Source organism: Shewanella sp. 0m-8, from assembly GCF_052977265.1.
The window spans coordinates 15,330-35,026 of sequence record NZ_JBRIMB010000010.1 but is presented as its reverse complement, the minus strand read 5'-3'; the positions used below and the strand labels follow the sequence as shown (position 1 = coordinate 35,026).

The 19,697-nt window shown below is 46.7% G+C and carries 14 protein-coding genes; 9 read left to right on the top strand and 5 right to left on the bottom strand.

From position 1 onward, the window contains the following. Positions 1–143 precede the first annotated feature (143 nt). The 3 genes from ACVBIO_RS06925 to ACVBIO_RS06915 form a co-directional block, all read right to left on the bottom strand. Entirely contained in the window at positions 144–983 is an 840-nt protein-coding gene (locus ACVBIO_RS06925) for a DUF6236 family protein (protein ID WP_447172270.1), read from the bottom strand. 544 nt (positions 984–1,527) lie between these two features. Next, positions 1,528–2,784 carry a sensor histidine kinase gene (locus ACVBIO_RS06920; RefSeq protein WP_447164578.1) on the bottom strand — a complete coding sequence of 419 codons (1,257 nt, stop codon included), beginning with the start codon at positions 2,782–2,784 and terminating at the stop codon, positions 1,528–1,530. After that, positions 2,756–3,424 carry a response regulator transcription factor gene (locus ACVBIO_RS06915; protein ID WP_447162143.1) on the bottom strand — a complete coding sequence of 223 codons (669 nt, stop codon included), beginning with the start codon at positions 3,422–3,424 and terminating at the stop codon, positions 2,756–2,758. The genes ACVBIO_RS06920 and ACVBIO_RS06915 overlap by 29 nt, the downstream gene beginning before the upstream one ends. A gap of 93 nt (positions 3,425–3,517) precedes the next feature. Here ACVBIO_RS06915 and ACVBIO_RS06910 point away from each other — a divergent pair, with 93 nt between their 5' ends. Both ACVBIO_RS06910 and ACVBIO_RS06905 read left to right on the top strand, forming a co-directional pair. Beyond that, on the top strand, positions 3,518–4,705 hold the full coding sequence (locus ACVBIO_RS06910) for a DUF5666 domain-containing protein (RefSeq protein WP_447172269.1): 1,188 nt from the start codon (positions 3,518–3,520) through the stop codon (positions 4,703–4,705). Positions 4,706–5,015: 310 nt separating this feature from the next. After that, positions 5,016–5,951, top strand: coding sequence for a LysR substrate-binding domain-containing protein (locus ACVBIO_RS06905; RefSeq protein WP_447172305.1), 936 nt, complete (start codon positions 5,016–5,018; stop codon positions 5,949–5,951). Between the two features lie 316 nt (positions 5,952–6,267). Here ACVBIO_RS06905 and ilvY read toward each other — a convergent pair whose 3' ends face one another. Continuing rightward, positions 6,268–7,140, bottom strand: coding sequence for an HTH-type transcriptional activator IlvY (ilvY, locus tag ACVBIO_RS06900; RefSeq protein WP_447162141.1), 873 nt, complete (start codon positions 7,138–7,140; stop codon positions 6,268–6,270). A 174-nt stretch (positions 7,141–7,314) separates the two neighbouring features. On the opposite strand from ilvY, the gene ilvC reads away from it, so the two are divergent. From ilvC to ACVBIO_RS06865, 7 genes are all read left to right on the top strand, one after another. Beyond that, entirely contained in the window at positions 7,315–8,796 is a 1,482-nt protein-coding gene (ilvC, locus tag ACVBIO_RS06895) for a ketol-acid reductoisomerase (protein WP_447162140.1), read from the top strand. 527 nt (positions 8,797–9,323) lie between these two features. Further along, positions 9,324–11,003 (top strand): acetolactate synthase 2 catalytic subunit, encoded by a 1,680-nt coding sequence (ilvG, locus tag ACVBIO_RS06890; protein WP_447162154.1) that lies wholly within the window; start codon positions 9,324–9,326, stop codon positions 11,001–11,003. A gap of 113 nt (positions 11,004–11,116) precedes the next feature. After that, complete coding sequence (gene ilvM / locus ACVBIO_RS06885) at positions 11,117–11,383, top strand: acetolactate synthase 2 small subunit (protein ID WP_447162139.1); 267 nt, start codon at positions 11,117–11,119, stop codon at positions 11,381–11,383. A gap of 4 nt (positions 11,384–11,387) precedes the next feature. Beyond that, positions 11,388–12,317, top strand: a complete 930-nt coding sequence (locus ACVBIO_RS06880; RefSeq protein WP_447164573.1) for a branched-chain amino acid transaminase — start codon at positions 11,388–11,390, stop codon at positions 12,315–12,317. 393 nt (positions 12,318–12,710) lie between these two features. Further along, complete coding sequence (gene ilvD, locus ACVBIO_RS06875; protein ID WP_447162137.1) at positions 12,711–14,558, top strand: dihydroxy-acid dehydratase; 1,848 nt, start codon at positions 12,711–12,713, stop codon at positions 14,556–14,558. Positions 14,559–14,587: 29 nt separating this feature from the next. Continuing rightward, positions 14,588–16,138, top strand: a complete 1,551-nt coding sequence (ilvA, locus tag ACVBIO_RS06870) for a threonine ammonia-lyase, biosynthetic (protein ID WP_447162136.1) — start codon at positions 14,588–14,590, stop codon at positions 16,136–16,138. A 307-nt stretch (positions 16,139–16,445) separates the two neighbouring features. Continuing rightward, positions 16,446–17,582 carry a pyridoxal-phosphate-dependent aminotransferase family protein gene (locus ACVBIO_RS06865; protein ID WP_447172268.1) on the top strand — a complete coding sequence of 379 codons (1,137 nt, stop codon included), beginning with the start codon at positions 16,446–16,448 and terminating at the stop codon, positions 17,580–17,582. 111 nt (positions 17,583–17,693) lie between these two features. Here the strand turns inward: ACVBIO_RS06865 and ACVBIO_RS06860 are convergent, their stop codons facing one another. Further along, on the bottom strand, positions 17,694–19,691 hold the full coding sequence (locus tag ACVBIO_RS06860; protein WP_447172267.1) for a TonB-dependent copper receptor: 1,998 nt from the start codon (positions 19,689–19,691) through the stop codon (positions 17,694–17,696). Between the last annotated feature and the right edge of the window lie 6 nt (positions 19,692–19,697).

Genomic DNA, 19,697 nt, shown 5'->3' with positions numbered 1-19,697 from the left:
GCCTAACGGCTCAGATGGGACATCCATGTCCCCCCGAGCCTGAACCATCATCCATGATGATTCCACGGCATTTTTGTCTACGCACTTCGGCAACTTCGATGGGGAATTGGTGTTCTCTGTAGGTTTTGTGTAAGTTGTTATACCTATAAAAGCTCTTGTTTTGCACATGCAACGTATGCGTATTGTTTTAAGTGAGCAGGTAACTTCACTGGTGAATTATGCTTGACTATACTCACGCCTATCCCCCCCATTACTGATGCACCTTTTAATGCTAAGGTTTGACTAAGATCTCCACCTAATCCAGATATTATTGCAGAGGTAAATCCTACCGCTCCCTCCACTGTCAAGACATCCACAGCACATCGGAATACAGATGGATGCTTAGCCTCATCAATTAATCTATTTAGTTCTGCAATATCATTTTGAATTTTTCTTTGCTTTCGCTGGAATGCTTCTACACTATCTGGTGACATTCTCACAAAATCTTTTAGGTCATCCATGCTATCTCTGAATTCCAGCAGCATATCTTGTCGTCTGGCTTTAAACTCAAGTATTTCAGGAAGGGGGACTTCAGGAGTAAATACTTTCAGGGCATCGATTAAGCTAAAACATAAAGCGTCATTCGTAGACGACTCTCTCTCTGAGAGTCCTAAGGTTCTGATATTTGAAGCAATACTCCAATCTGTTTTTTGATCTACTAGAAGTTGATCAAATGCCCTTTTCTCTAAAGATCGCCAAAAACTAGCTCCAGCGTTACTTATACTATAATCATTTATTTGTAGGTATTTAGCCCGACCGGCACTAATAAGGTAATCAAAGTCATTCCCCATTCCCATATGAATCATGTTGCTTTGAGGGCAAGCTAAGTAGTCCCAAAAAAGGAGGTATTGCCTTAGACTTTGTTCGTCTAATCCACCATTAAATGTGAACCCTGACAAGTTCGCATCGATACTCTGAGTAATCATCAGACCACGTTGGTTCATTTTAGCCTCTTACATAAAAATGATATTGGTCTTACTCTCCCATTTAAATCTTTTATTTTCAATAGATTAATATAGCATTTGTTTAGGTGTCTTTATTCATCAATGAACTGGTCAGAAATGAATATGGATCATAGATCTTTAGACTTGACTCTAGATCCAAACTATTCCGCTTTTCTAACCTGGTGTAGATACGGCTGTGACCGTCCATGACATGGACGTCATGGCCGAGCTTCCAGGGATGGACTTGTTGCGTGTCACTGCAGTGTCTGCACATACGCCGGCCGCAGGCCATTGGAACCACTGATGTAGGAAGATACATCAAACTTAGCCTAAGAATTGGTGAATCAAAGGTTCATCGATGTAGATTTAAAGCCTGCGTTAGTTTCACGCCAATGAAACCCTAAACCTCTGCATATACGCTGGCCGCAAGCCATTGGAACCACCAATGTAGGAAGTTGGTTTGAAGATTCAAGCGATGAAGAATCTAAAGGTTCATCGCTGTAGATTGAAAGCCTGCGTCCGTTTCACGCAAATGAAATCATGCCTAAAGGGCATCCCCTTTGGCAGAAAACACCAACGTTGTGCAAAACTCAACCCCATTATCTTGAGGCAGATAATCCCACCCCATGCGTTCACAGATGCGCTCGACAATAACCAATCCAACACCGTAGCCGGCATTGTAAGTTTCATTACCTTCATGGCGATTGGTAATCGTTAGCGTATGTCCTGTGAGCACTATCTCGATATCGCCAACGCTGTAACTAAAAGCATTCTTAATGACATTGTTAAGCACGATGGCAATAAAGCTCTGTGGTGCATGGATGAGTTCGGCGTCGTTTACACTTAAGTCGTAACAAGTATCTTGTCTGGCAAATAACTCTTTCATCTCGAGCAGCTGTTTACGTAGCGCGTCCTCTAGGCTGACATCGGCATAGTAACGTTGGCTAATCGACTCTTTACCCAAAAGTAGAAAGGTGTCGGTGAGTACCTGCATCTCGTCACTGGCCCGTTGCAGACGCTTTACCGCGTTGACGGCCAGTGGGTGCTGGTCGGGGATTTTTGCCAAGAGTTCGGCTGAACCTTTTATCACAGTGATAGGGGTTCTTAGCTCGTGGGAGGCAAAGTGACTGAACTCCTTTTCACGTTGAAAGAAGCCATTGATATCGTTGCGGCTATCTAGCAGTGTTTGCTCGATATTGCGGGTTTCGACAAAACGGGTATCAACGCTAAAGTCGGGGTCATCTGGCGCCATTTGGGTGATTTTGTGTTCAATTATCGTCAGCGGCTTGGATAGGGTACGGATAAAGTACAAACTATATATCGTCATTAATAGACCGATAAGTAGCCCTAGAATGAGAATGTAATCGTGTAAGTGCTCCTCGTACTCATCAAGGTAGTCATCGGCATCATCTTGAAACACAACATACATTAACCCTCTATTCGACGGGTGCAGGGTCACAATAAAGTGCTTGTCTTCTTCGCCGATTAACTTTTCATATAGACCTGGAGAAGTATAAGCTTTGAGCCATTCAGGAATGTTTTGCTCACTCCAATAGGTGGTGAATTCATTGGTATTGGGCAGGACGGTTTTATCACCATAAAGCTTGTAGTCCTGCTTATAGCGATATACTTCTGTGTCTAACCAGTGATTCAGGCTGATCTTTTCAATTTGGTTTTCAGCAATATAAATAAGCGACCAAAATAAGCTGAACATGGCAAAAGTCATCAAGCCGAAACTCCAACGGATCTTTCGGTAGATGCTAGGGAACTGCTTATGCTTTAAGGCGGTAACCTTGTCCATGTATTGTCTCTAATCGTGAGTGTTCGAAGCCTTTATTAAGGGCTGTTCTTAGACCGTATATGTGGCTACGCAGTGCATCACTTGGAGGGGATTCATCGCCCCAAACCGCATCGCTCACATCTTGCCGGCTAACAATACTCGGTGCCCGCTTAATCAGCACTTTTAATATCTTCAGCTGAATACGGCTGAGCTTAATGGGTAACTCTGAGCGAGTCACAATATCTGTTTGCGTATTAATCTTGATGTCGGCAAACATCAGTGTGCCTATATCTTGGCGTGGACCGCGATTACTAAGCGCGTGTAATCGTAGGCTGAGCTCTTCCATGGCAAAGGGCTTGAGTAAGTAGTCATCACCTCCGGCTTTAAAGGCGGCGACTTTATCCTCGAGACTGTCTTTGGCTGTTAAGAACAAAATGGGTGTGTTGCAGTATAGGTCTTCGCGTAATTTACGCACTGCGCTGATGCCATCAAGTTTTGGCATCATGATATCCATAATAATCACATCGTAACTATTTTCAGATAGTAAATTGATTGCCGCTTCACCGTGATAGGCACAGTCAATCACCATGCCCTCTAGTTCCAAGTAGTCGGCTATTGTTTCACTTAGGTTATGGCTGTCATCAACAATTAGCACTTTCATAAATTATTTTATCTTTCTTCACGATCTCTTCACGGTTCAAGTTTTAACATACAGCCATATTTGATAATCTTCTTACAAAATAAGGGTATTTAGATGAAAAAAATAGCTTTAGTTTCAACAATTGCTCTGATTTTAACTGCTTGTGGCGGTGGAAGCGATAGTTCTTCTGACAATGGTAACACTGGTGGCGATAATAATAACGGCGGCGGTGTAGTTACGGCTCCTGCAGCGGTTAAAGGCACGATTGATAAAGTCGATGCTGCGCAAAATAAAGTTGTTGTAAACGGTTATAGCTATGATGTTGCTGGCGTATCTTACGGTGACGTTAAACTAAATATTAACGATTTGCAGCCTAATATGATGGTGCAAGTTGGTGCTGTGCAAAAAGCGGCTGCTGTTCAAGTAAGTCTTGAGCCAACCATTACCGGTAAAGTGACAGCAATCGACCCTGCTGCGGGTACATTTGATGTTAACGGTATGACGTTAACCTACAAGTTACCTAACGAAATTGAGTTAGGTGATTGGGTGATGGTGTCGTCATTACCAACCGCTGATGCTGGTTATAAAGTGTTATCTGTCGTTAAGTTTGAAAATGAAGACCTAGTTGGCCACTATGAAGTGGAAGGTCTGTTATCGGGTTTAGATGATAGCGCTAAAAGCTTCAAGCTTGGTGCAGCACTAACAGTTGATTACTCTGGCACTGCAGCTCACAACATTGAAGGCGTGCTTGCTAATGGCCAGTGGGTTGAAGTAGAAGGCACAATGAACCTTAATACACTTGAAGCAACAAGTGTTGAAGTTGAAAACTATAGCGATCTCGCTAACGACACCGAAGTTGAAGGTATTGTGACTTGGGTTGACGCACAACAAACTGCGTTTGAACTTAACTACCAAGGCCGTTTTGTTGTTAACAACCAGACTAAGTTTGAAGATGGCTTGAAGGCTGATCTTAAACAAGGTGCCTTAGTTGAAGTGACTTCAGTTAAGCAAGGTACGCAGCAAGTGGCGACCGAAGTTGAGTTCGATGATGACAGCTCAACGGGTAACGACAACACGGGTAACTGGAAAGAGTTTGAGCAAGAAGGTTTTGCTACAACTACTGATTCTGTGGCCCAAAGCTTTGTTATCAATGGCGTTACCGTTTTCGTAGATGCAAGTACGCAATATGAAGACAGAATTACGTTTGATACGATTACCCAGCAACGCATCGAAGTTGAAGGCGTGGTGATGAACGGCAAAAACATTGCTCGCGAAATCGAAGCTGATAACGATAACGACTAAGCGTTTTGTTGCCTCGGCTTTTGTTTGAAAGCTACTGTTGAAAAGAGTCCTGTAGGCTAGTGTAGAGTTGATACTAGATTAGCCGATGAAAATGCCTTCCTAATTGGAAGGCATTTTTGTATCTGCTATTTATGCCAACGTTTTATCAAAGCCGATTGGATAGTGAATCACCTGTTTTTAAATTGCCTTTTTTAATTGCCTGTATTTGCATAGATGGCACGTAAAATTTTACTGGGCTGAATATCCATAGCGTTAGTTTGTAAACTCTTTATTATAGCCAGATATATCTTAGGCTATCCCTAGAAGGTTGATTGTGAAACAGCTGGATTTCAATTTACTCCGAGTATTAGAAGTGCTGCTTGAAGAGCAGAGTGTTACTGCGGCGGCATCGAGACTGCATTTGAGTCAGTCTGCGGTGAGTAAGCAGTTGAGTAAACTGAGAGAAACCTTCGACGATCAACTATTTGAACGCACAGCTTATGGCTTAAAGGCCACGCCTCGTGCGCTGCAATTAGCCCCTGAGCTGCGGGATGTGCTGCAAAAACTGGATCAATTTACTCGTCCTAGCACCTTCGAGCCCGCTGAGAGTCAACGTCGTTTTCGAATGCATATTGTTGAAACGGCTTACTCACTGACTTACCCCTATTTTATGCCAAAGCTGCTAAAACAAGCGCCGCAGGTGAGCATTAATGGCCATACTTGGTCGCATTCTAGTATGGAACAGTTATTACGCTGTGAAATTGATATGGGCATTATCTGCCGTGAGTGGGATAAACGTTCTTTGCTGCATATGAATAACTTGCCGGAGGAGTTAGGCGCGGCAGAGCTTATTCGTGACTACCCAGTGTGTTTGTTAAGACGCGATCACCCTGCGCTAAAAGAGCCATGGAACTTAGAGACTTTTCTCAAATACCGTCACCTGCAGGTGGCCTTTGGTGGTTTGGAGCAGTGGTTGCTTGATGATGTACTGCGTTTAGATCATCTGCAGCGTGCTATCGCGGTTAACATGACCGACTTTAATTGCGCAATGGATCTATGTGAGCACAGCGATCTGATCTTGTGCGCGCCACGAAAGTATATCCAGCAGATGATGGTTAACTATGATCTGGTGTGCCTCGATGTGCCAGTGCATGTTGAGCCCGGTGCCTATGTGTTAGTTTGGCATAAACACTTTAATCTGGATCCAAGCCATCGTTGGCTGCGTAACCTGATTATTGATGGCGTTCGTGACAATCGAAAAGACTAGCCGCAGCAGACTTCGAAAGACAAGAATGAACCACGGAGAACACGAAGAGCACGGAGAAGAGCAATGCCGAGCTTTTGCTTTTCTTCGAGTCCTCTGTGTAGCAAACGAAGTGAGCGCTTCGTGGTGTATGGCTGTTAACGCAAAGAACCCCGTTTGTGCTGGAGCCTTAGTTTTTTGTTTTGAATCAGGTTTGGGCTTAACTTGCCTACATGACTTAATCAGTTGCTGTTGTAAGCGTTTACTCTTACAACAGCAACCTAATTCAATATGAGCAGATATTGATGGCGTATGACTCTAATATCAATGGTGTACTCGGTTATATCGCTTGCAGAAAGGCTGCTATTACCGGTTCATCGAGCCGTTTACTCTTACAGCAGCAGCCTAGTTCAAAGGGTGGGATGTCTATGGGTGATGTTAGCAGCTGAATACGGTCGCGTACTGGACTGTTATTGATCACCACCTCTGGCGTAATGCTGACTCCACAACCGAGCGCCACCATAGAAGCGATCGCTTCTTGTCCTGATACCTGAGCATAGATATTGGGGATTAGGCCTAATGACTTAAACCAGTTATCGATACGCTTTCGCCCAGGTCCATGCTCCGGCACGATAAAGGGCAGCCTGTCCCAAGGGATATATGATTCAGTTAATAACTTTTGCACTTGGCATCTAAAGGTGGGGGCGATAATAGACAAAGGCACATCATCAATCTTGGCAAAGTGCAGATTATCGGGAAACGGATCGGGCAGCGCGGCGATGGCGATATCGGCGCGGTTGTTGCGCACTTCATTAACCGCATTCGCGGCATCACCAGTGGTGAGGGCTATCTCAACTTGCGGGTGCTCACGTCTAAAGCGATCCAGTAATCCGGGGAGATGACTATAGGCGGCTGTTACTGAGCAGTACAGATTGAGCTTACCTCTGAGTATGTCCTGCTTAGGATCGATCTTAGTTTTAAGCTTTGCCCACTGATCTAAGGTTAACTCGGCAAAGTGTCGATACTCTATGCCTGCACTGGTTAACGTCACACTGCGATTATCACGTTGAAACAGCTGCGCCCCCACTTCCTCTTCTAGCCTTTGCATGGCACGGCTTAAGGTCGATGGGCTCACATGCATGGCCTGGGCTGTTCTAGCAAAGTGCAAACTATCGGCAAGATGCAGGTATAGCTTGATGGTTCGAATATCCAAAGTGATCTCTCCGTTAGTAGTGCCGACAAGCTTTATGTTGCAAAAAACGCAACGTGATGTTTCGAATATATCATTTTAAGCAATGAAATGCTTGCGCTATAGTGAGTTCAATCACAGCGTGACTCGCTATCGAGTCGGCCCGTTTAACTGTCCAGAATCAAGGTGGTATATCAGATGGCTAACTATTTTAACTCTCTGAATTTGCGTCAACAATTACAGCAGCTGGCTCAATGCCGCTTTATGGATCGCAGTGAATTTAGCGAAGGCTGCAACTTTATCAAGGGTTGGAACATCGTTATTCTTGGTTGTGGCGCTCAAGGCCTTAATCAGGGCTTGAATATGCGTGACTCAGGTCTAAATATCTCTTTTGCATTGCGTGAGCAAGCCATTAGCGAAAAACGTGATTCTTACCAGAAAGCGACGGGTAATGGTTTCCGTGTTGGCACTATCGAAGAGCTAATCCCAGAGGCGGACTTGGTGTTAAATCTGACGCCAGACAAGCAACACACTAACGCTGTTAACACTGTGATGCCATTGATGAAGCAAGGTGCAACCCTGTCTTATTCTCACGGTTTCAACATCGTTGAAGAAGGCATGCAGGTTCGCCCAGATATCACCGTTATCATGGTTGCTCCTAAGTGCCCTGGTACTGAGGTGCGCGAAGAGTATAAGCGCGGCTTTGGTGTACCAACACTGATTGCCGTTCACCCAGAGAATGACCCTAAGGGTGAAGGTTTTGATATCGCGAAAGCTTATGCCAGTGCAACTGGTGGCGATCGCGCTGGTGTACTGCATTCTTCTTTCATCGCTGAAGTGAAATCAGATCTGATGGGTGAGCAAACTATCCTGTGCGGCATGCTGCAAACGGGCGCAATCTTAGGTTACGAGAAGATGGTTGCCGACGGTATCGAGCCTGGTTACGCGGCCAAGCTTATTCAGCAAGGTTGGGAAACCACCACTGAAGCACTGAAGCATGGCGGCATCACTCATATGATGGACCGACTATCAAACCCTGCAAAAATCAAAGCGTTTGATATGGCTGAAGAGTTGAAGGTTATTCTTAAGCCATTGTTTGAAAAGCATATGGACGACATTATTGGCGGTGAATTTTCTAAGACCATGATGGCTGATTGGGCTAACGACGATGCGAACTTGCTTAAGTGGCGTAGCGAAACCAACGACACAGGTTTTGAAAATGCACCAACATGCGATGAACATATCGATGAGCAAGCGTATTTCGATAAAGGTATTTTCTTAGTTGCGATGATCAAAGCCGGTGTGGAATTGGCGTTCGATACCATGGTTGCAGCGGGCATCATCGAAGAGTCGGCTTACTATGAGTCACTGCACGAAACACCGCTGATTGCTAATACGATTGCACGTAAGCGTTTGTATGAGATGAACGTGGTGATTTCAGACACCGCTGAATACGGCTGTTACCTATTCAACCATGCGGCATTACCATTGCTAAAAGACTACGTTGCTAATATGTCTGCCGAGTACCTAGGTGGTGGTTTGCAAGACACCAGCAATGGCGTCGATAACGTACGTTTAATTGAAGTCAACGCGGCAATTCGCTACACAGCAGTTGAAGAAGTGGGTGCAGAGCTTCGCGGTTACATGACTGAAATGAAGCGTATCGTAGAAGAAAGCTAATGACTTTTTACTAAGAGTCTACACATAGGTTTGTGCAGACTCTTGGTGTCTTAAATCGGCATTAGAGGCAAAAATTTTTCTATAAATCATTAACGATTAATACCTTAATGACATTAATTACGTCAGGCAGAACATCATTTATTTCGATGCAGTTGGCGGCCTAAGCCGCTTATACAAGATGATAATTTTTGATGATAAAAGTTTTTTATTGTGTTTTTTATAGGCTTTGTGTTATTCCTAAATGTACTAAATTTAAGCAAAGACCCTGATTAGGAAGCCAGTCGAATATGTTTAACCAAGCTGCCCAGCTCATTATTGTGATTATTACCGTGGTGATTATTAAATCACAGCGGGGGCCGCGCATATGGAATCGACACACCTAAACTAGGTTTAAGATTGCAAAAACCCCCGCTCCGAAAGGAACGGGGGTTTTTTCGTTTAAGGGCTTAGGAAAAGCAAAGCTTCTATCTAATCCCTTAAGAAATAAGTTAATTGTAATGGAGCGCTGATAGATGGAACAGAGGCAGATGGAGCAAGGGCAGATGATACGAGGCGCAGATGCAGTCATAAAGGCGATTGCCGCACACGGCGTGACCACTGTGTTTGGTTACCCTGGTGGCGCGATTATGCCGATTTATGATGCCCTCTACGGCAGCCCAGTAGAGCACCTTCTAAGCCGACACGAGCAAGGCGCGGCGTTTGCTGCCGTGGGATACGCTAGAGCGAGTGGCAAAACCGGTGTGTGCTTTGCCACTTCAGGCCCAGGTGCGACTAACCTGGTGACCTCATTGGCTGATGCTCTGTTAGATTCTGTGCCAGTGGTTGCCATTACGGGGCAAGTTTCTACTGCGGTTATCGGCACCGATGCCTTTCAAGAGATCGATGTTTTAGGTCTGTCACTTTCGTGTACTAAGCACAGCTTTATGGTGACCCATGTCGATGAGTTAGTTCCTACACTCTATAAAGCTTTCGAGATAGCCGCATCGGGTCGCCCAGGCCCTGTTTTAGTTGATATTCCTAAAGATGTGCAAATTGCCATGCTTGAATACAAGACGCCATTGCAAGCGGTTAGCGTGGAGCCAGAGCACACTGCAGAACAGATTAAGCAAGCGCGCCAACTTATCGAACAAGCAAAGCAGCCGATGCTATATGTGGGTGGTGGTGTCGGCATGGCGAGCGCGGTTGAGCCACTTCGTGAGTTTATCAAGGTCACCGGGATCCCATCGGTAGCCACCCTAAAAGGGTTAGGCTCAATCACGTTAGAGACTCCGGGTTATTTGGGGATGCTGGGCATGCATGGCTCAAAGGCAGCTAACCTTGCGGTACAAGAGTGCGATCTGCTGATAGTGGTGGGGGCACGTTTTGACGATAGAGTGACAGGGCGTTTAGCCAGCTTTGCTGCAAACGCGAAGGTGATCCATCTTGATATCGATGCTGCGGAGCTAGGCAAGTTACGTCTACCAGAAGTGGCAATTGCGGGTGACCTACGCCAGATCTTACCGCTGTTAACTCAACATTTAGGCGAGCAGTTTGCACCGTGGCAAGCCAAGATTGAGCAGATGAAGCATGAGCATCAATGGCGTTATGACCGTCCGGGCGAGCTTATTTACGCCCCTGCTATGCTTAATCGTCTTGCGCATAAGTTGCCCCAAGATAGTGTAGTGGCCTGTGATGTCGGCCAGCATCAGATGTGGGTAGCGCAGCACATGTTTTTCAATCGCCCAGAAGATCACCTATCCAGTGCGGGTCTAGGCACTATGGGGTTTGGCTTGCCAGCTGCCATAGGCGCTAAAGTGGCGCGCCCAGATGCGACTGTTGTTGTGGTCTCGGGGGACGGCTCATTTATGATGAATGTGCAAGAGCTCACCACCATCAAGCGTAAGCGGTTACCGGTCAAAATCTTACTGGTTGATAACCAAAAACTAGGCATGGTGAAGCAGTGGCAGCAGCTGTTTTTTGAAGAGCGTTACAGTGAAACGGATCTGTCTGACAACCCTGATTTCGTCAAGATGGCATCGGCATTTGATATCCCGGGTCGTAATATTACTCAAGCGTGTGAGGTCGAAGCAGGGCTGGATCAACTGCTCAATAGCCAAGGGCCTTTTTTACTGCATGTATCGATTGATGATGCCCATAACGTTTGGCCATTAGTGCCACCAGGGGCGTCAAACCAGGACATGATGGAAGAGATGGATAAGCAAACTTAACGGCAAAAAGCGGTGAGTTTGAAACAAAGCACTAAAGCACTTAAGCATTTAGCATAAGCATAAGAGCATGAGCATAAGAGCATGAGCGATAAAGCAAGATGGAGAGCCTGAATATGAACAACTACTCATTAGCGTTAAACGTGCAGCAACAACCTGAAGTGTTAGAGCGCGTGCTACGCGTAGCTCGCCATCGTGGCTTTAAGGTCGCTAACTTGAGCATGCAGCTCAATAGTAATAACAGTACCAGCATCGATATGCTGGTGGAAAGTGAGCGTGAAATCGGCTTACTAACTAATCAAATAAATAAGCTTATTGATGTGATTGATTGCCAAGTATTGGTAAGCAATACCACAGCAGCATTAGAACAACATAAAGGGTGAGAATATGGCCGCTAAAACAGCAGAGTTAATTTGGTTCAATGGTGAAATGATGCCTTGGGGTGATGCTAAGGTTCATGTTATGTCTCACGCGCTGCACTACGGCACGTCAGTTTTTGAAGGCATTCGAGTTTATGATACTCACCGTGGCCCTGCAGGGTTTCGTTTAACAGAGCATGTTCAGCGCCTGTTTGATTCAGCAAAAATTTACCGTATGCCAATACCTTACAGCTTCGAGGATGTCATGCAGGCATGTAGCGACGCAGTATTAGATAATGGCTTAAAGAGTGCCTACATCCGTCCTTTAGCTTTTTATGGCGATGTGGGCATGGGGATCACTCCACCGAAAGATGCTCAGTGCGATTTATTAGTGGCCGCTTTTCCGTGGGGAGCCTACCTAGGTGAAGACAGCATGGATGCCGGGGTGGATGTGGCGGTAACCTCTTGGAATCGTCTCGCGCCCAATACCATTCCAACCGGTGCCAAAGCTGGTGGTAACTATTTATCGTCTTTGCAGATCTCTACTGAAGCTAAGCGTAATGGTTTCGATGAGGGTATTGCACTTGATACCAATGGATTAGTGAGCGAAGCTGCTGGTGCCAATATTTTTGTGGTAAAAAAGAACAAGATCTACACCCCGCCAGCAACAGCCGCTATTCTGATGGGGCTGACTCGAGACACTATTATGACCCTTGCCAGAGATAAAGGTTATCAAGTGGTGGAGGAGCAGATGTCACGCGAGTTTTTGTATCTTGCTGATGAGATCTTTATGACAGGTACTGCTGCTGAAATTGTACCGGTGCGCAGTGTTGATCGCATCGAAGTGGGCAGTGGTAAACGCGGCGAGATCACCAAAGAGATCCAGCAGAGTTTCTTCGGCCTGTTTAGCGGTGAAACCGAAGATAAATGGGGTTGGTTGGAGGCTTTAGAAGGTTAAAGGCAGGCCCTAGGTGCTAGGAAAAGCTAAGAAAGGTCCTAGGAAAGCACAGGCTAAGACGAACGCTGCGCTAACGGATAACGGATAACGGATAACGGAACGTTCGCTTGCTCACTGACGGAAAGGCCGGGAAAGCAGGCCAAAGCAGGCCCTAGGTTCTAGGTTCTAGGTGCTAGGAAAAGCTAAGAAAGGTCCTAGGAAAGCATAAGCTAAGATGAACCGCGTTCGGAAAGGCCGGACGAACCAAGACGGTAAAGAGCCGGAAAGCTTAGACGAAACATAAAAGCTGAGAACGATATCTCAGGTTAACGAATTAGAAAATAGAAGGTGTGACAGATTTTTTAGGACCTAGGACCTAGGACCTCAACCCTTCTTTAAAACAAGGATAAAGCAATGCCAAAACTACGCTCAGCAACCAGTACCGAAGGCCGTAATATGGCAGGCGCTCGTGCATTATGGCGCGCGACGGGTGTTAAAGATAACGACTTTGGTAAGCCGATTATCGCTATCTCTAACTCCTTTACTCAGTTTGTACCAGGCCATGTGCATTTAAAAGATATGGGCTCCTTGGTTGCAGGCGCAATTGAAGAAGCGGGTGGTATTGCAAAAGAGTTTAATACCATCGCAGTCGATGACGGTATTGCCATGGGTCATGGCGGTATGCTGTACAGCTTGCCATCACGTGAACTCATTGCCGATAGTGTGGAATACATGGTTAATGCACACTGCGCCGACGCATTAGTGTGTATCTCAAACTGCGATAAGATCACCCCTGGCATGTTGATGGCATCACTCAGACTGAATATCCCAGTGATATTTGTCTCTGGTGGACCAATGGAAGCGGGTAAAACTAAGCTTTCAGGCAACATCATTAAACTCGATTTGGTCGATGCCATGGTGGCTGGGGCAGATGATCGCGTCTCCGACGAAGATAGTGAACAGATTGAGCGCAGCGCGTGCCCAACATGTGGCTCATGCTCTGGCATGTTTACCGCCAACTCGATGAACTGTTTAACCGAAGCGCTTGGTTTATCTTTGCCGGGTAACGGCTCAATGCTTGCAACTCATGCTGATCGCCGTGAGTTATTCCTTGAGGCGGGTCGCCGTATTATGGATTTAGCGACTCGTTATTATAAGCATGATGATGAATCGGCATTGCCACGCAATATCGCCAACTTTAACGCGTTTGAGAATGCGATGACGCTGGATATCGCCATGGGCGGATCAAGTAATACCGTATTACACCTGTTAGCAGCTGCGCATGAAGCGGAAGTTGATTTCACTATGGCAGATATCGATCGTCTGTCTCGCCTTGTCCCCCACCTTTGTAAAGTGGCGCCGTCTACGCCTAAATATCACATGGAAGATGTACACCGCGCGGGTGGTGTTATGGGGATTTTAGGCGAACTTGATCGTGCGGGCTTATTGCATAATGACGCCTACCACGTTGCAGGCGAAAACCTTGCCGCGGTATTAGCTAAATATGACATTGCCCAAAGCGATGATGCCGCGGTGCGTAAGTTCTTCTCAGCAGGGCCTGCAGGTATCCCAACCACTAAAGCCTTTAGCCAGGATTGCCGCTGGGACAGTGTTGATGATGACCGTAAAGAAGGTTGTATTCGTAGCCGTGAGTTTGCCTTTAGCCAAGAAGGTGGTTTGGCTGTGCTATCGGGTAACGTTGCCCTTGATGGCTGTATCGTTAAGACCGCGGGTGTTGAAGTTGAAAACCACACCTTTATCGGTAGTGCTCGGGTTTATGAGAGCCAAGATGACGCCGTTGCTGGGATCTTGGGCGGTGAAGTGGTTGCTGGCGATGTGGTGGTTATTCGTTACGAAGGCCCTAAAGGTGGCCCAGGTATGCAAGAGATGCTGTATCCAACCAGTTACTTAAAATCTCGTGGCCTAGGCACTCAATGTGCGCTGATCACCGACGGCCGTTTCTCGGGTGGCACTTCGGGTTTATCTATCGGCCATGTTTCACCAGAAGCGGCGGCGGGGGGCACTATCGGTTTGGTGCAAACCGGCGATCGCATTGAGATTGATATTCCAGCCCGTTCAATCAAGCTTGCGATAAGCGATGTTGAACTCGCGGCGCGCCGTACGGCGATGGAAGCGCTTGGCAAAGATGCGTGGAAGCCACTTGGTCGTGTAAGACAAGTTTCCTTGGCGCTTAAAGCCTATGCGTTACTTGCAACCAGTGCCGATAAAGGCGCTGTGCGCGATGCCAGCAAATTGGTTTAAGCAATTTTACCGGATAAAAGAGGTAGTTTATGTTGGCTCTAGCATCACAATCGCAACTGGATTTAGCCCATTATTATTTGCAGAAAATTTTACTGTCGTCGGTTTACGACGTGGCTAAAGTCACCCCGCTGTCGAGCCTTAATAAGTTGTCGGCGCGTTTGGGCTGTCAGGTCTTTTTAAAGCGTGAAGATCTGCAACCTGTGCACTCGTTTAAGCTGCGTGGTGCTTACAATAAAATTGCTGAGTTAACTGCCCAGGAGTGTGAGTGCGGCGTGGTTTGCGCCTCTGCCGGTAATCATGCTCAAGGCGTGGCGATGTCGGCGTCGGCGCGTGGTATTAGTGCGGTTATCGTGATGCCTGAAACGACCCCCGATATTAAGGTGGATGCGGTAAGGCGTTTAGGCGGTGAGGTGGTACTTCATGGGCAAGCGTTCGATCAAGCCAACGCTTATGCACAGAGCCTTGCTAAGAATGAAGGCCGAGTGTATGTCGCGCCTTTTGATGATGAAGCTGTGATTGCTGGCCAAGGCACGGTAGCGCAAGAGATGGTGCAACAGCAGCGCGATCTCGAAGTGGTATTTGTGCCAGTTGGTGGCGGTGGCCTGATTGCCGGTGTTGCTGCTTATTACAAAGCGGTGATGCCCCAGGTAAAGATTATTGGTGTTGAACCTGAAGATTCAGCGTGTTTAAAAGCGGCGCTTGAGGCTGATGAGCGGGTGATCTTACCGCAAGTAGGTCTATTTGCAGATGGCGTTGCGGTTAAACAAATCGGCGCTGAGCCCTTTAGGTTAGCCCGTGAGTATGTCGATGATGTGATCACCGTGACCTCTGATGAAATCTGCGCGGCGGTGAAAGATATTTTCGAAGACACCCGTGCGATTGCTGAACCTTCCGGCGCGTTGTCGCTAGCGGGGCTGAAAAAATACATTGGCACTAAGGGTAAAGGCGAGAAAGTGGGCGCTATTTTAAGTGGCGCTAATGTGAATTTTCACAGCTTACGTTATGTGTCAGAGCGCTGTGAATTAGGCGAGCAAAAAGAGGCAATTTTAGCGGTTAAAGTGCCAGAGCGTCCGGGAGTGTTCCTGCGTTTTTGTGAGTTGCTGGATAAGCGCGCCATGACCGAGTTTAACTACCGCTTTAGCAGTCGTGACAAGGCGGTGGTGTTTGCTGGCATTCGGTTGACAGAAGGGCAAGTTGAGCTAGATGAGATTATCGCGAATCTCGAGTCTGAAGGCTTTGAAGTGCAAGACCTGTCGCAAGACGAAACCGCTAAACTGCATGTGCGCTATATGGTCGGTGGGCATCCGCCGGAGCCATTAGAGGAGCGTTTATTTAGTTTTGAATTTCCAGAGCACCCAGGTGCGCTGTTTAAATTTTTAACGACTTTGCAGAGTAAGTGGAATATCAGTTTGTTCCATTATCGTAATCACGGCGCGGCGTACGGTCGAGTCTTAGCGGGTTTTGAAGTGCCACAAAGTGATGCTTTGGCTTTTCAGCAGTTTTTAACTGAGTTAGGTTTCGTCTATCAAGAGGAAACCCATAGCCCAGCCTACCGCTTATTTTTAGATAATCGTAATTAGCGGGTTAGGTAACAAAAAGGCAGCCTCATTGACTATGATGCTGCCTTTTTTATGGGCGGGTATACCTTGGGAAATAGGAAATAATTTTTATCGGTTAGTAAGTTGATAATATTGGAACATATTCTGTAGTATGGTTGCTTAACTCGCTTTTTGTTCGAGTCGTTTTTTACGCTGATTAAGATAGAACAATAATAATATTCCACTAAAGACTGACTAACACCTAGGCTTGGCGATATGTATCGTTATAGCAGCATGGCAGCGGTCACACCTTAACCTTATCAAAACGAGAAGTTTTAGAGGAAATATCATGTTACCCGCACCTTTTATCGAGCCATTTAATCCGCCACGTCGCACTTTGATGGGGCCAGGGCCTTCAGATGTATATCCTGAGGTGCTCGCTGCTCAATCTAAGCCGACCATTGGTCACTTAGACCCGCTATTTGTCGAGATGATGGATGAACTTAAAGCACTTATCCAGTATGCCTTTCAGACTAAAAATGAGATGACGCTTGCTGTCTCTGCGCCTGGTAGTGCCGGTATGGAAACGTGCTTTGTTAATCTGGTTGAGCCCGGTGAAAAAGTAATTGTTTGCCGTAATGGCGTTTTTGGCGAGCGTATGCGTCAGAACGTTGAGCGTGTCGGCGGCGTTGCGGTTGTTGTTGATAATGAGTGGGGTAAGGCGGTAGATACCGACTTAGTTGCCAGTGCATTAGCGGCAAATCCTGATGCAAAATTCTTAGTTTTTGTGCATGCAGAGACCTCAACCGGTGCATTGTCAGATGCTAAAGCCTTATGTGCGCTGGCAAAACAGCATGATTGTCTATCGATAGTCGACGCGGTGACCTCGTTAGGTGGAGTTGAGCTACTTGTAGATGAGTGGGGCATAGATGCTATTTATTCTGGTAGCCAGAAGTGCTTATCTTGTGTGCCGGGCTTGTCGCCAGTGTCGTTTTCGCCTGCAGCTGTTGCCAAGTTAAAGGCACGTAAGACACCAGTACAAAGCTGGTTCTTAGATCAAACCTTAGTGATGGGTTACTGGGATGCATCGAGTGATGGTAAGCGAAGCTACCACCATACAGCGCCAGTGAATGCGCTTTATGCACTACATGAGTCACTACGCTTATTGTCAGTTGAAGGGCTCGAACTTGCTTGGCAGCGTCATGCCGATATGCATCAAGTGCTGCGTCACGGCTTGCAGCGTTTAGGGCTTAAATTTGTGGTGGCAGAAGCTGAGCGCTTACCTCAACTGAATGCTGTTTATATTCCAGATGGCATTGATGACGCTAAGGTTAGAAAGCAGTTATTAGAAAACTACAACCTTGAGATTGGTGCTGGTCTTGGTGCGCTTGCGGGTAAAGCCTGGCGTATCGGCTTGATGGGTTATGGTGCGCGCCGCGAAAACGTCGCTCTTTGCCTTAAAGCATTAGAAGAAGTATTAGCTTAGTTTGTAGACTAACAACAAGCGAACAGAAGGCCGCTCTAAAGAGCGGCCTTCTGTTCGCTTAAACCTGCTAGGTACTTTTGTTTAGCTTCAATCTGATCGCTATTAGCTGTACTAGAAGGTGTAATCGGCTTTTATCCAGGCGGTGCGGCCAGGCTCATTGACCTGAAACATCGGCGAGCTTCCTGGAATATCGTTGCCAGCACCTGAGCGGCTAATATGCTCGGCGTAGGTGATATCAAATAGATTCTCTACGCCGAAGCTCACTAATAATGCTTCGTTGTGCTGCCAGCTAGCGTTAAAGGCGAGCGTGCCGAATCCGCTGCTTTTAGCTAAATCCTGACCCGAGATGTTACCTTCGCCAATGGCAACTCTATCTTGGGCTGCGACTAAGCGCCAAAGCAGACCTGCTGTCCACTGGTCGTATTGGTAATCAAGAGTGATACGGCCTTCAAGTGGAGGAATTTGCCCAAGTGGTGTGCCGGCAGTGTCGTTGTCTCCATGGCTGTAGCTAACACTTGTCTGAGTTGAGAAATGCTCAGTTAGCGGAATTGTTGCTGCAATCTCACCGCCATAAACGGTAGCGTCGATGTTGTAAGCTGAAGTGGGCTTAGTGTTGGCATCGATTAAGATGTAGTCGCGGATCTCTCCGTAAAATAGCGATGTTGAAATAGCGATATCGGCTTCGTAAATCCAACCAATATCCAGCTGGGTAGTTTTTTCTGGTGCGAGATCAAATGCTTTTTGGCTTAGATTATTAATATCCGACTTCATGATCTCCCAATAATCAGGCATGCGCTGGGCATGACCAACACCTGCGTAGTATTGGCTGTTTCCTGAAGCGAGCTCATAGCGGCCATAGCCACTGAACAGATCGTCGCTACGCTCACCTGTTTGTCCGACCATCAATTCAGTTTTCCAATGGTCATAGCGTACACCAGCAAATAGCTCACCTGTGCCCATCTTGTAAGCCGACTCTAGGAAAAGCCCCGTAGCCTGATAGCGCATATTGTCTTTAAATGGCTTGTTGAGTAGATCGTCTAAGCCATTATTTCCAGGAACAGCAGGAACTGCCGGATTAATACTGCGACCTTTGTGAAGGCTATCGATGTAGTCAGTACCGGCTGTTAAGGACCAGTCTGTGGCTAAGGTGAATTCAGCCCAAAAATGTCCGCCTTTAGTGCCACGCCTAACGTTGGTACCTGAATTTATGCCTTGATCGAATTCATCCATTACATGGTCATTTTCATTAGCGTAGGCTTGGAATTCGATGGCATCTATCCATTGACTATCAAACTCATGCTGCAGCAAAAGCGTGAGATTTTCATTACTGATCTCACGGGCCTTATTAGCGCGGTCGGCATATTCGGCCTCACCTGATGAACTGCCATAAGCGAGCTCTAGAACGGTCTCTTCGGTCGGCGTCCAGCCAACGGCTAAGTTATAGTTTGAGCGGTCATAACTGGATTGCACCTTATTGCCGTCACCGTCTTTATAATGGTCGCTCGATGACTGGTTAACATCCATATCAAAGTAGTGTTGCTCATCACCGGCTTTTAACTCGACGAGATAGTCTGATCGGCCAAAACTTCCTGCCGTCATGCTGGCGCGGCCATTTAAACCCGGCTCATCAAAACTGTGACGGTCTTTTTCAAATAGCACTGTCCCCGCGCTGCCAACTGGACCATATTTAACCGTCTGCGGGCCTTTAATCACAGTAATATTGTCGTAGGCTTCTGGGTAAATATAGGCGGTTGGTGGGTCCATTCGTCCACCGCAGGTGCCATAAACATGTTGGCCATCATCTACAATACTTAAGCGTGAGCCACCGAGTCCTCGCAGACTTGGATCTCCGCCAGCTCCCCCTTTGCGGCCAATACTAAAACCTGGAATGGTCTTTAAAAAACCCGCGCCATCATAAGCGGGTAGCGGTAGGCGTGGCTTTTTGGGGGCGGTATAAGTCTTAGTGGGATCTTTCATCAGCTCACCAGTGACAATAATGCGCTCAACGGGCTCTGACTCGGTACTTTTTGCGGTGCTTTCGGCGAAAGCGGGACTTGAAATCAACCCTAAAGTGACGACTGGGATCGCCAATATGTTTTTCTTGTTCATCATAGT

What these genes read in the sequence shown, in the direction of transcription:
- ACVBIO_RS06925 (WP_447172270.1), bottom strand. Translation starts at nt 983, where the DNA reads ATGAACCAACGTGGTCTGATGATTACTCAGAGTATCGATGCGAACTTG.
- ACVBIO_RS06920 (WP_447164578.1), bottom strand. Translation starts at nt 2,784, where the DNA reads ATGGACAAGGTTACCGCCTTAAAGCATAAGCAGTTCCCTAGCATCTAC.
- ACVBIO_RS06915 (WP_447162143.1), bottom strand. Translation starts at nt 3,424, where the DNA reads ATGAAAGTGCTAATTGTTGATGACAGCCATAACCTAAGTGAAACAATA.
- ACVBIO_RS06910 (WP_447172269.1), top strand. Translation starts at nt 3,518, where the DNA reads ATGAAAAAAATAGCTTTAGTTTCAACAATTGCTCTGATTTTAACTGCT.
- ilvC (WP_447162140.1), top strand. Translation starts at nt 7,315, where the DNA reads ATGGCTAACTATTTTAACTCTCTGAATTTGCGTCAACAATTACAGCAG.
- ilvG (WP_447162154.1), top strand. Translation starts at nt 9,324, where the DNA reads ATGGAGCAAGGGCAGATGATACGAGGCGCAGATGCAGTCATAAAGGCG.
- ilvM (WP_447162139.1), top strand. Translation starts at nt 11,117, where the DNA reads ATGAACAACTACTCATTAGCGTTAAACGTGCAGCAACAACCTGAAGTG.
- ACVBIO_RS06880 (WP_447164573.1), top strand. Translation starts at nt 11,388, where the DNA reads ATGGCCGCTAAAACAGCAGAGTTAATTTGGTTCAATGGTGAAATGATG.
- ilvD (WP_447162137.1), top strand. Translation starts at nt 12,711, where the DNA reads ATGCCAAAACTACGCTCAGCAACCAGTACCGAAGGCCGTAATATGGCA.
- ilvA (WP_447162136.1), top strand. Translation starts at nt 14,588, where the DNA reads ATGTTGGCTCTAGCATCACAATCGCAACTGGATTTAGCCCATTATTAT.
- ACVBIO_RS06865 (WP_447172268.1), top strand. Translation starts at nt 16,446, where the DNA reads ATGTTACCCGCACCTTTTATCGAGCCATTTAATCCGCCACGTCGCACT.
- ACVBIO_RS06860 (WP_447172267.1), bottom strand. Translation starts at nt 19,691, where the DNA reads ATGAACAAGAAAAACATATTGGCGATCCCAGTCGTCACTTTAGGGTTG.